The organism is Wolbachia endosymbiont of Drosophila tsacasi (genome assembly GCF_028982115.1).
Taxonomy (GTDB): Bacteria; Pseudomonadota; Alphaproteobacteria; order Rickettsiales; family Anaplasmataceae; genus Wolbachia; species Wolbachia pipientis_B.
The window spans coordinates 4,126-19,039 of sequence record NZ_JAPQLJ010000051.1 but is presented as its reverse complement, the minus strand read 5'-3'; the positions used below and the strand labels follow the sequence as shown (position 1 = coordinate 19,039).

Below are 14,914 nucleotides of genomic sequence, written 5' to 3'. Positions count from 1 at the left end.
TTACTAAGCAGAAAAAAAGGCAAAAGAAACCCCGTGTTAGCTAGTTGTCACTCTCTAATCCTGCAAATTGGCGTACTATATTGTCTTAAACGACTTATAAGCGCGTTTCAGCTTATATAGGTAAAAACCCAGAAATGTTGTGAAGACATAAGGTGCACATAGTGCAAAAAATTAAAAACAAGACGCCAACTACGTTGTTTTCTTGCTGTTTAATCTGCACAGATGAAGATAACTGAATACCTTCACTATCATGATAAGGGGGCTGGCGAGGCTTGTCAAGTAAGTTTTTTCGTTTCTAACGGTTGTTGCCAAAAACTATACAAGAAGTCTATTGAAATCGCGTATATTAATCGTTGTAAAATCACACAATTGCTCTGTAGAGCTATGCCCTGTAATAATTACTATACCATTTTGCTCAGAGCGTATTGAGATTAGGTTCAGCACTAATTCACACGTTGCACTATCAAGATTACAAAATGGTTCATCTATCAGCCAAACGTTTGCATTAGAAATCAAGAGGCGAGCAAGCGCAACTCTTCTTTTCCAGCCTGCAGAAAGTTCGCCATATCTAATATTAAGTACAGATTGCAACTGCAAGCAACAAACAGCTGCTATAATCAATTCCCTAGTATTTCGTATTCCTGCCCAGAATTCTATGTTTTGAGCAACAGTTAAGCTATCTTTACAGGCATTCTTATGGCCTATATAGACCATAGAAGGTATATAGGATTTTGGATCATCATATATGTCTTTTCCGCAGTACCTTATATTGCCTGATACCGGCGGTAAAAGTCTAGATAAACTTCTAATTAAGCTGGTTTTACCACTACCATTTGGACCAGTGATTAGAATCTTTGATTTTGGCTCAGCTTTAAAACTGAGATGTTTAAATAATACTTTGTTATTACGAGCGCAGGATAATTTTTCACATTCGAGCATGAATTATCTGCCCTTCCCCTTATGTTTACCTTGAGTTGAAGCCTGAGCTTTTACAAACAGCTCCCAAAATCCTTTCTGTCCGCCTTCTCTATGTATCAATTGTGCAAAACGCTGCATTAAACCATTACCCATCATAACCATCTTTGTCCATTTACCTACCGATTTTGCTATGTCAACTATTTCTGGATCTTCTTTATAAACTTGCACATCTTTTTGTTTCTCGCGTAGCGTTTCTTGTTGTTTCATCAACTCTTTTTGCTTATTTTTTTGATATAATTCATTGAATTTTCTGTCTTCTTCCCACTCTTCTTTAAAAACTTTTCTAGGAAATATGATTTTTCTAATGCGATTTTTGTATATTTTTCTCAAAAAGAGAAATACTGCAGCTACAGCAAGTAATGTTACGCTATATAATATGATCTGTGTAAGTGGCATTTCCTGTATCTAATTCATTAAAAACACCCTTATTATTATACCATAATTATAGAAATTGTGCAATTTTTTTGCGGGTCAAGACAGTATAAAAGTAATACTGTTCTATTTCGTAATTTGGACAAATATCTGACGAATGGGCTTGTATGTAGTAAGGTTTATTTCTATACTTTTTAAAGAATTTAGAAATGAAACAAATATGAATTGCTATAAAACTCACACGTGCAATGAATTAAGGAAGAATGATATAGGAAAGAAAGTTACCCTTTCTGGATGGTTATACCGCAAGCGCGATCACGGCAACCTAATCTTTGTTGATTTAAGAGATTTTCATGGGATTACTCAGCTAGTGTTCAATAATGACAAGGACTTTTTTGATGAAATTTCAAATTTAAGATCGGAGAGTGTGATTACTGTTACAGGAACAGTCAAAGCCAGAATTGAAGATACGGTAAATAGCTCCATTTCCACGGGAGAAATTGAAGCTATAGTTGATAGTTTGTGCGTTGAGTCGGAAGTTGAGTTCCACCTTGATGAAGAAATAGCAAAAGAAGAAAGGAGTATATTAGCAAGTATTGCCGGTGCGCAAGAATACCCAGAAAACATGAGATTTAAATATCGTTTTCTTGATTTAAGACGTGAAAAGGCTCGTAATAACATTATTCTGCGCTCACAAATCATCGCAGAACTCAGGAAGCTCATGATAGAGCAAGAATTTTTGGAAATTCAAACTCCAATACTTACTGCTTCGTCCCCTGAAGGTGCACGTGATTATTTGGTGCCAAGCAGACTAAATCTTGGTAAATTTTATGCATTGCCGCAAGCTCCACAGATTTTTAAGCAATTACTCATGGTCTCAGGGTTTGATAAATATTTTCAAATTGCACCGTGTTTCCGTGATGAAGACGCAAGGGCTGACCGTTCTCCGGGGGAGTTTTATCAACTAGATCTTGAAATGTCTTTTGTGACTCAAGAAGACATCTTTCAGATTATTGAGTCTACCTTATATAAAGTGTTTGCTAAATTTTCTCGTAAGTCTGTCGATAAAGATTTTCCACGCATTACATACAAAGAAGCAATGCTTAAGTATGGTTCTGACAAGCCAGATTTGCGCAATCCACTATTAATCAGCGATGTTACAGAAATTTTCCGTGATTCAGGGTTCAACATTTTCAAAAGCAATATTGAGCGTGGTATGGTAGTCAGAGCCATCCCTGCACCTAAGACAGCAGAGGAACCACGCAGCTTTTTTGATAAAAAGATAGAGCATGCACAGAAAGAATTCGGTGCTAAAGGTCTTGGATATATAACGTTTGATAAAGATGGCATTGCAAAAGGCCCAATTGCTAAATTTCTTGATGACAATAGGCTAAACCACATAAGAGAAGCAACAAACATAGAGCCGGGAGATAGTGTATTTTTTGCTTCTGACAAAGAGAATGAGGCGGCAAACATTGCAGGAAAAGTACGCACTCTTTTAGGGTCAGAACTCAGTCTTATAGATGATAATATCTTCAAGTTTTGTTGGATCATTGATTTTCCATATTTTGTATATGACGATAAAAGTAAAAAAATCGATTTCTTTCATAACCCATTCTCCATGCCACACGGTGATCTGAAAGATTTAGAGGAAAAGAATCCACTCGATATCCTTGCTTACCAGTATGATCTTGTTTGCAATGGAATAGAACTATCAAGTGGGGCGATTCGTAATAACAAACTGGATATCATGTATAAAGCTTTTGCCATTGCAGGTTATAGCCGGGGAGAAGTTGATACAAGATTCGGTGCACTTGTGCGTGCATTTAGATTTGGAGTACCGCCCCATGGTGGTATAGCACCAGGGGTTGACAGAATGGTTATGCTACTTGCTGATGAACCAAATATTCGTGAAGTAATCTGTTTTCCTATGAATCAGCAAGGTGAAGATGTTTTAATGGGCGCTCCTTCTAAAATAGAGGATAAGCATTTACGTGAATTATCCTTGAAGGTTACTGAATAAAAATTTTTATAGTGGAAACCGGAAGTCATGAACGATATTCAAAAAGCAATACTATCAAGCATAATCTGTAACATGATTGTATGGTATGAAATAACTCTTTTTGGGACCTTAACACACACAATGAGTAGCATTTTTTTTCCATCAGAAAGTGATTACTTAAGCACAATCAAATTTCTTGGTACTTTCGCAGTTGGCTTTGGATTTAGACCACTTGGTGCATTCATTTCTGGCTACATTGGAGATAAATCCGGTAGAAGGAAAGTTTTACTTACTTCAGTGATATTAGTTTCAATACCATCTACTGTAATTGGAGTTATACCTGGCTATAAAGAAATAGGAATATTTTCTTCTATACTACTTCTATTATGTAGAATCATGCAAGGAATGGCAGCAGGTGGAGAAACGAGTATCAACTCAGCCTTTTTAATAGAGCATTCAAGCGATAAAAAAAATCTAGGTTTTTTAGGGAGTATGAAGCCTTTTAGCGGCGCGCTTGGTTCTATTATATGTTTTGTGATGATAGCTATTTGTAAAAAACTCACAGGTGAAAATTATGAAACTTGGGGCTGGAGATTGCCCTTCTATTTCTGCTCTATTATGGGCATAATAGGCTTTTTAACAAGATATATAATGGAAGAGAGCTTAGCATATAAAACACACGATAAAAATAAAAGCTTATCTCATTCTCCATTTTTAGAATTAACCAGGGACTATAAAAAAGCATTTGTGATAGCAATTGGACTTGGTATAGCCCAAAATGCAATCGTTTATTCAGCAATCATGTTCTACAACATATCTGTAAAAGAACTTATTCTCTCAGGCATCAATATTAAAAATGTAGTAAGGATTATAGTTGAAATTACATTTGGAGCGTCTGCAGTGCTGTTTGCAATACTGTCTGATAAAGTTGGAAGAAAAAATGTAATGATTCCTACATTAGTAGCTTTAACTTGCGCCGGTTTGCCGGCACTTTCGCTATTATCATATGATAACCACTATATTGTAACGCTCACTTTTCTATTGATAAGCGTACCGATAGGTGCATCTTTTGGAATATATAATTCTCTTGTCTGTGAGTTGTTCCCAACGAAAGTTAGGTGCACCGGCTTCAGTTTAGCTCACAACATATCTGCAGGAATTTTTGGTGGCCTCTCTCCATCCATATGCATGTGGCTTATAGAAAAAACCGAAACAAAACTTGCAGCAGGCATTTATCTTACTGCCTGCGCATTAATTAGCCTAATATCTGTGCTTCAAATCAAAGCCAAAGACAGAAAAGTTGATTGGTGAAATCGTTTCAGTCAAAAAATAGCGCTTCAATAGACTTTTCAATGTGCTTAGGGATAGGAGCGGTAATAGTGATTTCTTTATTGTTTGGCAATTTTAAAGATAAAGAATGCGAATGAAGGTGAATTTTATTTGCCACTTCATCAATAAAAGCTTTTTTACCACCATATTTACCGTCACCAAGAATGGGACAATTTATATGAGCTAAATGTGCACGTAACTGATGGGTTCTGCCGGTAATTGGTTGTAATTTTAAATAAGCAACATTATGTTTTAACCTTGCTATAATTGAAAAATGCGTAGTGGCACCTTGAGGTGAGCCTTCATCAACGACCACTTTTTCTTGACCAGAAACATATTTTTTTACCAACGGATAATCTATTATTCCACTATCCTTGCTTGGCACGCCAGAAGTTAATGCTAAATAAGTTTTTTTTACCCTCCGTCCTTTAAATTCCTCCATAAGGTATCTGGCAACACTAGCATTGCGTGCGAATATTATCACTCCGCTCGTATCTCTATCTAGCCTATGGACAATTTTAAATATTTTTCCCTCTCTTATTTGGTCAAGCAAATCACTAATGCTAATCTTTACTTTTACGCCACCTTGAACAATGACCCCTGCGGGTTTGTTTATAGCGAGTATATATTCGTCTTCATATAATATGTTCTCTCTTAGTAGATTCACTAACTTTTCATTATATTTGCGGTCAGAATTAGCGTTCTCAATATAATTCAAGTGCTTCAGCGTTATAGTTTGTCCAGAATTTACTCTATCACTAGACTTTGCTTTGCAATCATCAACTTTGATTAATCCTTTCCTTAAAGATTTTTCAATTACAGATTGCTTTAGATTAGGAAAGATTCTTCTGATGTACCTATCTAGTCTAACGTTATCGTCTTTTACTAATATGGTTTTTATATTCTCCATTATTTTATTTGGATGTATGCTAATATCAACTGCTTGCATGACATAAAATAAAGTATAGCACAAGATATAAACCCTTCGGCTACATGTGCTATTTATTTAGTAGATTAAATATGAAGTTTAAAACTCCGCTGTCAACTTCCTGCAAAACTAGTGAAAACCAAACTTGCTTAAAACCACTTAATTAGTTATAGTTATAAGTTTGAGATACAGTAAAATGATGGCTTTTGTCCCTTTGATTGTTTTTTTAATCTTGTACCTTGGAAGTGGTGCTTATTTTTCTTTTATCGGAACTGATAATCCACTTCATCAGGTTTCACCAGTAATCTGCTTATTACCAGCACTATTTTTTGCTGTCTCACGTGGTACAAATAAAATTCAGCATAACATCGATACTGTTATCGAGGGCATGGGTGACAAAAGCACCCTTACTATGTGTTTAATTTTTCTATTTTCTGGAGCATTTTCTGCTGTTACTCAATCAATTGGTAGCGCAGACACTGTTGCTAATTTAATTCTTAATTTCCTTCCAGCAAGATTACTGCTGCCTGGAGTATTTTTGGCTTCTGCTTTTATTTCAACTGCAATTGGCACATCTATGGGAGTTGTTGCGCTGATGGTGCCTATAGCTGTTAATCTGGCAAAAAGTGGAGCTTTTGGTCTTGAAATAGGAACTGCAACTGTAGTAGGTGGTGCTGTATTTGGTGACAACCTTTCGATGATATCTGATACCACCATTGCATCTGTTTCTTCACAGGGAGCTTCAGCAAAAGATAAACTTAAAATAAACTCTAAGGTTGCATTTACTGCAGGTATTACAACACTCACCTATCTGGCAGTGATTTCAAGTAGTACAAAAATTATTTCTATATCAAATTTAGATTATTATTCTATAATAAAAATTATTCCTTATATTTCTTTAATAATCATGGGGCTGCTTGAAGTCACCACTTTAGTAACAATAACTGTAAACATAATTATTGCTGGTGTATTAGGAATAGCTTTTTTTGACTATGCTATCATTCAATTCCCTCATGACGTGTATGACGGTTTCAAAAAAGTAAACGAAATAGTGATGTTTGCGCTATTTATTGGTGGTTTGAGCCATATAATGTACAAACAAGGTCAAAAAGCGTTGCATAAACTCATCGATGAAAGCAATATCACAAAAACTAAAGCTGAATTTGTAATAGCAGGAATTGCGTCTATGTTTACTACCTTAGTTGCCAATAATACAATTGCTATTTTACTAAGTGGTGGCATTGCAAAAAGACTCGCACAGAAACACAATATTGTACCATACCGCAGTGCATACTTATTAGATGTTTTTGCTTGTGCTACAAAAGGCATCTTACCTTATGGTTCCCAACTATTGCTAGCAGGAAGTATAGCTTCTGTATCACCTGTTTCTTTATTAACAAAAGTATATTATTGCTTTATTTTAGCAGCAGTTACAATAGGCGAAATAATCATCAACAGCAGAAAAGAGAAACATTGTGCGGCTGCAACTTAGAGTTTCTCTTTTTTTTACCCATAAGAAACGGAATTACTTGACAAGCTTCGCCAGCCCCCTTATCATGGAGGTGAAGCTATTTATTTATCTTCCCTGTACAGATTAAATGACAAAAAAACTCACGTATCTGGCGTATCATGTTTAATTTTTTGCACTATGTGCACCTTATGTCTTTATAAAATTTCTACCTACATAAGCTGAAACGCGCTTATAAAGCGTTTAAAACATAAAAAAACGCCAACTTAAAAAATGGATAGTGAATAACTAGCTATCCTAGGGTTTCTTTTGCCTTTTTTTTATTTGGTAAATTTCTTAATATTTGTAGCTAAACGACAACCGTCATCCCGCAGTGGGATCTCTTATTAGCGGATGAGATACCGCGGCGGAATGACGGTTAAGTAGTCAGTGCTTGACACAGTTGTCTAAGTGAGGAAAGTCACCAGTGGTTATATTATCGCTATATTTCTCACTTACCCAACAAACTTAGATTTTATGCTAAACTGTGCTGCCACTAACTTTGCAACCGGTACTCTATAGGGTGAGCATGAAACATAATCCACCCCTGACTTGATGAGAAACTCTATAGATTTTGGATCTGCTCCATGCTCTCCACATATACCCAGCTTTATTTCTTCTCGGGTTTTTTTACCTCTTTCAATGGCTATCTTGATTAACTCCCCTACCCCTTCGGTGTCCAGCACTTCAAATGGATCATTGTCAAATATATTGCTTTCCTTATAAGAATCGAGGAAATTAACTGAATCATCTCTTGAAAGTCCCATGGTTGTTTGCGTTAAATCATTAGTGCCAAAACTAAAAAACTCTGCATGTTTTGCTAACTTATCAGCAATCAGTGCTGCTCTTGGTAGTTCTATCATCGTTCCAATTGAATAAGCCTTGTCTGATGTCATTCCAGCGCGCGACGCTGGAATCTGCATCTGGATCTCAGCTGAGATGACAGAGGATTCTTTCTTTGCTAGCTCGCATATCAGAATAAATTCTTTCTCATTCATTATAAAAGGGATCATGATCTCAGGCTTGATTTCTACACTTTTTTCCTTTTTTAGCTCATTTGCAGCACTAAGTATTGCCCTAATCTGCATGCTATATATTTCAGGATGAGAAATGGCAAGTCTACAACCTCGGTGGCCAAGCATTGGGTTCTTTTCTGATAACTGTGCTATTTTATTTTTTACTGATTCAACTGACTTATTGAGCGATTTAGCAATTTTTTCTATAGTAGACTGATTATTGGGTAAAAATTCATGTAAGGGTGGATCAAGCAACCGTATAGTGACTTCCCTGTCCTCCATAATAGAAAATATTTCTTTGAAATCAGACTTTTGCATTTCTTCCAGTTTAATGAGCGCATTTGCCCTTTCATTTTCATCGTCAGCTATTATCAACCTTTGAATGAATTCAATTCTATCGCTAGCAAAAAACATATGTTCTGTGCGACACAAGCCTATACCTTCTGCACCGAATTCTTTCGCAATTTTTGCATCTTTTGGGGTGTCAGCGTTTGCTCTCACTTTGATCGTTTTGATTTCATCTATCCAGTTAATTATTGTTTTGAATTCTTGCGATAATTCAGGTGAAATTGTAGGAAGAATGCCAAGCATAACCTCCCCTGTTCCTCCGTTGATAGTAATTGGTTCACCTTTCTTTACTTTTGTATCCCCTACAGAAAAGAAAGTTCCATCTTTATCGATATAAAGTCCACTTACACTGCAAATGCATGGCTTACCCATTCCACGGGTTACAACAGCAGCATGCGAGGTTATCCCTCCCCGTGCTGTTACTATGCCACTTGCAGCATTCATTCCATTAATATCTTCAGAACTCGTTTCTGATCTTACTAAAATCACTTTTTTACTCTGCTCTGCAGTTTTTTCAGCATCACTTGCACTAAACACTACATATCCAGAAGTAACCCCTGGAGAAGCAGGTAGTCCCTTCCCTATTACTTTTTGGTCACTCTTGGCGTCAAGAACTGGATGCAATAAATTGTCAAAAGTTTTTGGATCAATTCTCAATATTCCTTCTTCTTTTGTAATCGTTCCTTCGTTTACCATATCAACTATTATGCGAATAGCAGCTTCAGCCGTGCGCTTGCCAGACCTAGTCTGCAAAATCCATAACTTACCGTCCTGCACAGTAAATTCAATATCCTGCATGTCTTTATAATGACTTTCAAGTTTTTCACATACTGCGCATAATTCCAGGTAGACACTTGGCAGCAACTTCTCCATGGTGTTTTCTTGCTCTCCGTCAATTGGCATAGGAGTATAAACACCAGAAACCACATCCTCACCCTGAGCATTAACCAAAAACTCACCGAAAAGCTTTTTTTCTCCAGTTGAAGGATTTCGTGTAAATATCACACCAGTTGCAGAATTATTGTTCAGATTACCAAAAACCATTGCTTGCACGTTGACCGCTGTTCCAAGGTTTTCAGGAATGTTATGTATTCTTCTATAGAAAACAGCCCTATCATTTTTCCAAGAGGTAAATACTGCATTAACTGAGTTTAACAATTGCTCTTCAACGTTCTGCGAAAAATGTTTCTCAGTTTTTTCATATACTATCCTTTTGAAATTGTTAACAATTCTCTTTAAAACATCAACATCAAGATCAGCTAAGCTTTTTGCTCCACTCTTTTGCTGCTTATTATCAACAACATCTTGAAATAGGTGATGGTCAAGCTGTAGTACAACATTGGAGTACATCATGATGAAACGGCAGTAGCTATCATAGGCAAAACGTTCTCCACTTTTTTTTGCAAGCCCAATAACTGTTTCATCATTTAAACCAACATTTAAAATAGTATCAAGCATGCCCGGCATTGAACTAACACTACCAGAGCGTATTGAAACTAATAAGGGGTTATTTAAATCCCCGAATTTACAACCGATGTCATTTTCGAGCATCGCCATGTAGTTTTTAATCTCGTTACATAGGTCATTAGACAATTCATTGTCCTGACAGTAGGCCTGACAAACAGAGGTGGAAATTGTGAAACCAGGTGGAACCGGAATGCCAACATTGCACATTTCTGCTAAATTTGCCCCCTTTCCTCCCAGCAGATTTTTCATTTCTGCATTGCCTTCACACTTGTTCTGGCTGAAGTAATGTATTAACTTTTCCTCCATCATTTTCTCCGGATTTTCACTGATAAACACATTGTACACATAGTTCCAATAAACCTGTGAGAACTTGAAACCTTAGAATAATAGATTTTACACAATTTGGCAACAATGTTCCTTCTGGCAACATCAGTAAAGTTAACAAAAAAGATGACAAATTATTGAATTATTATCAATAAGAATATATAATATAAAGATACATTTAAAAATTTTTTTATGGCTCTTTCTAAATTTCTCGACCCCAAGAATGATGTTGCGTTCCGGCGTGTTTTTGGTACTGAAAAAAATAAAGACATCCTCATTCGCTTTCTCAATGATATTTTGGGGTTCACTGGCAAAGATGAAATAAAAGAAATAGAATTCCTCAGCACTATTCAAGATGCTGAAATTGCCTCTAAAAAACAAAGTATCGTTGATGTTCTTTGCAGGGATGAAAATGGGGTGCAAGTAATAGTCGAAATGCAAGTTGCCAAAACTAAAGGCTTTGAAAAACGCGCTCAATATTACGCTGCTAAAGCTTATTCAAGGCAAGCTGATAAAGGTGATCAATATCAGGATCTTAAAGAAATCATTTTTATAGCTATTGCTGATTGTATTCTCTTTCCTAATAAATCTGAGTATAAGTCAGATCATGTAATGTTAGACAAAGATAGCTATGAACATGATTTAAAAGATTTTTATTTTACATTTATTGAGTTACCAAAATTTCCTAAAACTAAAGAAGACCAATTGGAGAGTATAGTTGAAAAATGGATCTATTATTTTAAATATGCAGATGAAACTAGCGAAGAAGAATTGGAAAAGATAATAGGTAGTGATGTAATAATTAAAAAGGCATATGAAGAACTAAATAGATTCAACTGGTCAGAGAAAGAATTTATTGCCTACGAACAGGAAATAAAACGTATTCGTGATGAACGGGCTGTTCTTGAACAAAAACTTGATGATGCTAAAAAGGAAGGAAAAATTGAAGTTGCAAAAACAATGCTAGCTAATAATGTTGATGTCACCACTATTGTTAAGTTTACTGGCCTCTCCATGAGTGAGATCAAAGAATTGCAGAATTAAGTGGACCCGCAAACGGTTACACGAAATAATGCTGCAGCCTGACCAGATGATAAGTATATTTAGCCTATTTATCTTTATACTTTCATGCCAATTTTATAAATCAAATTTATTTCTGTGAGCAGCTACAATTTAAAGACCTTGCTTCATCAATGTAATGGAACAAAACCTTTTTAGTAAGTTCAAAACCTTCTAAAGTCTCTCCTTCGCATCTTGCTGTAATGCAGTTTTGCGTATTTGATACCCTAAGAAGCCACCAACCTTTATTATCGGTTACCTTAACACCATCAAGATCTGAAAATACAATATTTTGTTGCTCTAGTGTTTTCTTTATTGATTCAATTATTTGAAATTTTTTCTCATCTTTAACTACAATCTTCACTTCATGGGTGATATATAACTTTGGTAAATCCTTAATCATCTGAGATAGGCTTTGGTTTTCCTTAAGTAAGATATCAACGGCTTTAACAGCAGAATACAGCCCATCATCAAAACCCAGCTCAGAAAAGAAAAAATGCCCGCTTAATTCACCGGCAAACTTTGCCCCTTCCTCTACCATCTTTTTCTTAACTAGTGAATGTCCAGTAGCGCAGGTAATAACTTGCCCTCCTAACTTACTAACAAAATCATGCACTTTCATACTCATTTTTACGTTGGCAATAACTTTGCTTTCTGGATACTCCTTCAACACTTCACGTGCAAAAATTATAAACAAATGATCATTGGAAACAACGTCGCCTTTATTATCAATTAAGCGCACCCTATCGCTATCGCCATCTAGCGCAATGCCAAGATCACATCCATATTCTTTCACAATGTCAATTAATTGAGCGAGATTTTTTTCCTCTATGGGATCTGGATCATGCAGTGGAAATGCCCCATCTATAGAGTTATTGGTTACGATATGCGTATGACCAGGCAAGATCTTTTCAATACACCTTATAATTCCACTTGCTGGACTATTTCCACAATCCCAGGCTATTTTTAATTTCTGTGTAGTATTATTCTTCACTGTACTTTTTAATACGCGAATGCACTCACTATATATATTTATGTTAATTAAGCTTCCAATTCTTGTACTGTCTTTAATTGGATTGCTTATAATTTCCTTTGTTTCTTGATCTGAGAAGACTTTTTTATTACTAAAAAATTTAAAGCCATTATATTCGCTGGGGTTATGAGAGGCGGTTATTATGATACCAAGATCTGCCTGTGTGATTTGTGTTGCAGCGTAGAGCATAGGTGAAGAGCATAGTCCAACGCGTATAACATTTGCTCCAGATAAAGTTAAGCCCCTAATTAATTCTCTTTCTATACCTGGTGAATCTATTCTGCTGTCGTAGCCGACACAAACACTAGCTACGGTTTGGCCAAACTTTCTACCTATCTCGTACCCATCATTAATCTGCAAATCTTTGCCTACTATACCTCTAATATCGTATTTTCTTATAATGGTATTGTCCATACTGCACTGCTTAAGGAGTAACTACTATATAACATAATGGACAAGTGCTCAAGTTTCTTCTTTATTTACCATATAATTAATTAATTTTTAAATTAAAACTATTAACATTTAAATATATTCTCTAATAAATATAAAATTATGCCAAAGGAGAACGAAAATGTATTTATAGCTGAGAGTCAAAGTTTAAATGTAGATGAACAGCAGAAAAAGGATATTTTAGATGTGATTGAATCCTGCAGCAGCTTTCAGGAGACTATAAAACAATAGGAGAAAAAAAACTTAATCTGGTACTTTATTGGTCCTTTACTACAAGATAAAGACATTAAGGAACAAATGAGCTCAAAGTGGAAGACAGATTTCCAAAAATTTGAGCAATCAATAAACACAACGCATAAAGAACTTAAGTCGTCTCTGCCTGGTCGAAATTTCTTAGCGTATTCAACAAAAGATAATGACTTCAAAATTAGATTTGAAAATGAAGAAAAACCAATAGAAATTAGCAATATTTTAAGAACCAGCAGAGAAGGTAAGGTTTATAACATATCTTTAGGGGAAGATAGTCAAATAACTGCGACCAAAAAAGGCAGCGAAAGGCACTATGATTTTACTGGTTCAAGCTCATGTGAAATGACCATTAACTGGCAGGCTAAAGATTCTGAAGGTAACAGCATAGATTGTAGCATGACTGTAAAATTGGATTCTGGTGGTATACAGAGTGTTATTGGTAAGCCAAAGTTTGGTGATTTAAAGTTCACACCAGAGGAGACAAAAGATAAAATATTAAAATTAGTTGAGCAGAATAAAGAAGTTTTTATCAATGGAAAAACTCTGTACAAAGCTTTTACTGACATGGGCCAAAGTGTCGACAACACACAAGGCCCATCATCGCAATTGCCTATACTAAGTAGCAGTGCACCTTCTTCGCGTAGAAGTTCTTTGTCTAGTGTTAGTGAATTTAGTGATGAAGATGAAATATTTGAGGATGATATGTCTAGTGATGAAGAAGAGTATGAACAAGAAGAATTAGAAGATAAAGTAGACAAAATTATAAATGAAATTGAGGAATTAGAGGAAGAAAAAGAAACATTTGCTAAATATTTTGCAGCGCAGGCAAAACAGCTTGAGGATCTAAGATTAGAACGTAACTCCTTAAAATCCACACTTGCGGAACTTGAAGAGAGTTATAAAGAAAAGGAAGACATATTACAAGAAGAGCTGAAGTCTGTCAAAGAGAGTCTAGAGCAACTGCAGAACATATTACAGCAGGAAAAAGGTCAGGCAACTCAAACTGAAGTTGAATATGAAAGTAGAGGAACAAGCATGCAGCAGCAAGACCAAGGTATACAAGCTGTAAAGAACAACTCAAGCAGAATAGCTAGTGGGTTAAGACAAGAAAACAAAAATTTGACTAGAGACAAACTAACTATATCTGAACAATTAAAACAAAAAATAAGAGAGATTGACGAGTTAAAGAAAAATTTAAAGCAATTACAAGAAGAAAATAAACAGCTAAAACAAGAAGTTACTAAAAATGCAGGAGTTGATGCATCATCTTCAACAGGTCAAAAAGAAGCTAAAGAAGCAGAAGTTATACCGCAAAACATTATGGATTGGCCTGTTCCAATTCCAGACGATAAACCGGAAGAGCAGGAAATTCCATTAGAGCCAATCAAGGTAAATACAGAATTATCAGATCCAAAATTAATCTCTGCTGAGGTTTCGGAAAAATCTCCTCCTCTTTCAAAATGATGAGTTTTTGCTTCTATTGTTAACTATAGCTAAGACGTCATACCACTGCGAACCGTCATCCGCCACGAACCGTCATACCGCGATTCATTCGCGGTATCTCTTAGCCGCTAACAAGAGATCCCGCTAACAAGCAGCGGGATGACGGTTGTCGTTTAGCTATAAATATTTAAGAAATTTACCAAACGAAAAAAAAGGCAAAAGAAGCCCTAGTCATTGTCTATTTTCTGTATTGGCGTTTTTTTTAATCTTAAACACTGCAATTTAGCTGCTTTTAAACGCAACTCACCTTAGTTTAAATGTTTAAGAAATTTACTAAGCAGAAAAAAAGGCAAAAGAAATCCCGTGTTAGCTAATTGTCACTCTCTAATCCTGCAAATTGGCGTACTAT

11 protein-coding genes are annotated in these 14,914 nt (G+C 35.8%); 6 read left to right on the top strand and 5 right to left on the bottom strand.

Annotated features, from left to right (window positions below; all coding sequences use genetic code 11):
• Window positions 1–315: 315 nt before the first annotated feature.
• Together ccmA and OZD70_RS04705 are read right to left on the bottom strand one after the other, a co-directional pair.
• The gene (gene ccmA / locus OZD70_RS04710) at window positions 316–939 is read right to left on the bottom strand and encodes a heme ABC exporter ATP-binding protein CcmA (RefSeq protein ID WP_275021217.1); all 624 of its coding nucleotides are present in this window, start codon (window positions 937–939) and stop codon (window positions 316–318) included.
• Window positions 940–942: 3 nt separating this feature from the next.
• Window positions 943–1,374 (bottom strand): hypothetical protein, encoded by a 432-nt coding sequence (locus tag OZD70_RS04705; protein ID WP_275021215.1) that lies wholly within the window; start codon window positions 1,372–1,374, stop codon window positions 943–945.
• A 196-nt stretch (window positions 1,375–1,570) separates the two neighbouring features.
• Between OZD70_RS04705 and aspS the strand changes: the two genes are divergently transcribed.
• Both aspS and OZD70_RS04695 read left to right on the top strand, forming a co-directional pair.
• Complete coding sequence (gene aspS, locus OZD70_RS04700; protein ID WP_275021214.1) at window positions 1,571–3,373, top strand: aspartate--tRNA ligase; 1,803 nt, start codon at window positions 1,571–1,573, stop codon at window positions 3,371–3,373.
• A gap of 27 nt (window positions 3,374–3,400) precedes the next feature.
• Entirely contained in the window at window positions 3,401–4,663 is a 1,263-nt protein-coding gene (locus OZD70_RS04695; RefSeq protein WP_275021212.1) for an MFS transporter, read from the top strand.
• Window positions 4,664–4,670: 7 nt separating this feature from the next.
• Here OZD70_RS04695 and OZD70_RS04690 read toward each other — a convergent pair whose 3' ends face one another.
• Complete coding sequence (locus OZD70_RS04690; protein WP_275021227.1) at window positions 4,671–5,594, bottom strand: RluA family pseudouridine synthase; 924 nt, start codon at window positions 5,592–5,594, stop codon at window positions 4,671–4,673.
• Between the two features lie 211 nt (window positions 5,595–5,805).
• Here OZD70_RS04690 and OZD70_RS04685 point away from each other — a divergent pair, with 211 nt between their 5' ends.
• On the top strand, window positions 5,806–7,101 hold the full coding sequence (locus OZD70_RS04685) for a Na+/H+ antiporter NhaC family protein (protein WP_275021209.1): 1,296 nt from the start codon (window positions 5,806–5,808) through the stop codon (window positions 7,099–7,101).
• Window positions 7,102–7,571: 470 nt separating this feature from the next.
• On the opposite strand, the gene ppdK is transcribed toward OZD70_RS04685, so the two are convergent.
• Window positions 7,572–10,253 carry a pyruvate, phosphate dikinase gene (gene ppdK, locus OZD70_RS04680; RefSeq protein ID WP_275021226.1) on the bottom strand — a complete coding sequence of 894 codons (2,682 nt, stop codon included), beginning with the start codon at window positions 10,251–10,253 and terminating at the stop codon, window positions 7,572–7,574.
• Window positions 10,254–10,463: 210 nt separating this feature from the next.
• On the opposite strand from ppdK, the gene OZD70_RS04675 reads away from it, so the two are divergent.
• Window positions 10,464–11,315, top strand: a complete 852-nt coding sequence (locus OZD70_RS04675; protein WP_275021207.1) for an Rpn family recombination-promoting nuclease/putative transposase — start codon at window positions 10,464–10,466, stop codon at window positions 11,313–11,315.
• Between the two features lie 106 nt (window positions 11,316–11,421).
• Here the strand turns inward: OZD70_RS04675 and OZD70_RS04670 are convergent, their stop codons facing one another.
• Window positions 11,422–12,777, bottom strand: a complete 1,356-nt coding sequence (locus OZD70_RS04670) for a phosphomannomutase/phosphoglucomutase (protein ID WP_275021205.1) — start codon at window positions 12,775–12,777, stop codon at window positions 11,422–11,424.
• A gap of 138 nt (window positions 12,778–12,915) precedes the next feature.
• Here OZD70_RS04670 and OZD70_RS04665 point away from each other — a divergent pair, with 138 nt between their 5' ends.
• Together OZD70_RS04665 and OZD70_RS04660 are read left to right on the top strand one after the other, a co-directional pair.
• Window positions 12,916–13,044 (top strand): hypothetical protein, encoded by a 129-nt coding sequence (locus OZD70_RS04665; protein ID WP_275021203.1) that lies wholly within the window; start codon window positions 12,916–12,918, stop codon window positions 13,042–13,044.
• 66 nt (window positions 13,045–13,110) lie between these two features.
• A complete protein-coding gene (locus OZD70_RS04660; protein WP_275021201.1) occupies window positions 13,111–14,526 on the top strand; it encodes a hypothetical protein in 1,416 nt (471 codons plus the stop codon).
• Window positions 14,527–14,914 lie beyond the last annotated feature (388 nt).

Bases quoted from the DNA above. Each gene is read 5' to 3' on its own strand.
- OZD70_RS04695 (WP_275021212.1), top strand. From the start codon at position 3,401: ATGAACGATATTCAAAAAGCAATACTATCAAGCATAATCTGTAACATG.
- OZD70_RS04685 (WP_275021209.1), top strand. From the start codon at position 5,806: ATGATGGCTTTTGTCCCTTTGATTGTTTTTTTAATCTTGTACCTTGGA.
- OZD70_RS04660 (WP_275021201.1), top strand. From the start codon at position 13,111: ATGAGCTCAAAGTGGAAGACAGATTTCCAAAAATTTGAGCAATCAATA.
- aspS (WP_275021214.1), top strand. From the start codon at position 1,571: ATGAATTGCTATAAAACTCACACGTGCAATGAATTAAGGAAGAATGAT.
- OZD70_RS04670 (WP_275021205.1), bottom strand. From the start codon at position 12,777: ATGGACAATACCATTATAAGAAAATACGATATTAGAGGTATAGTAGGC.
- ccmA (WP_275021217.1), bottom strand. From the start codon at position 939: ATGCTCGAATGTGAAAAATTATCCTGCGCTCGTAATAACAAAGTATTA.
- OZD70_RS04705 (WP_275021215.1), bottom strand. From the start codon at position 1,374: ATGCCACTTACACAGATCATATTATATAGCGTAACATTACTTGCTGTA.
- OZD70_RS04665 (WP_275021203.1), top strand. From the start codon at position 12,916: ATGCCAAAGGAGAACGAAAATGTATTTATAGCTGAGAGTCAAAGTTTA.
- OZD70_RS04675 (WP_275021207.1), top strand. From the start codon at position 10,464: ATGGCTCTTTCTAAATTTCTCGACCCCAAGAATGATGTTGCGTTCCGG.
- ppdK (WP_275021226.1), bottom strand. From the start codon at position 10,253: ATGGAGGAAAAGTTAATACATTACTTCAGCCAGAACAAGTGTGAAGGC.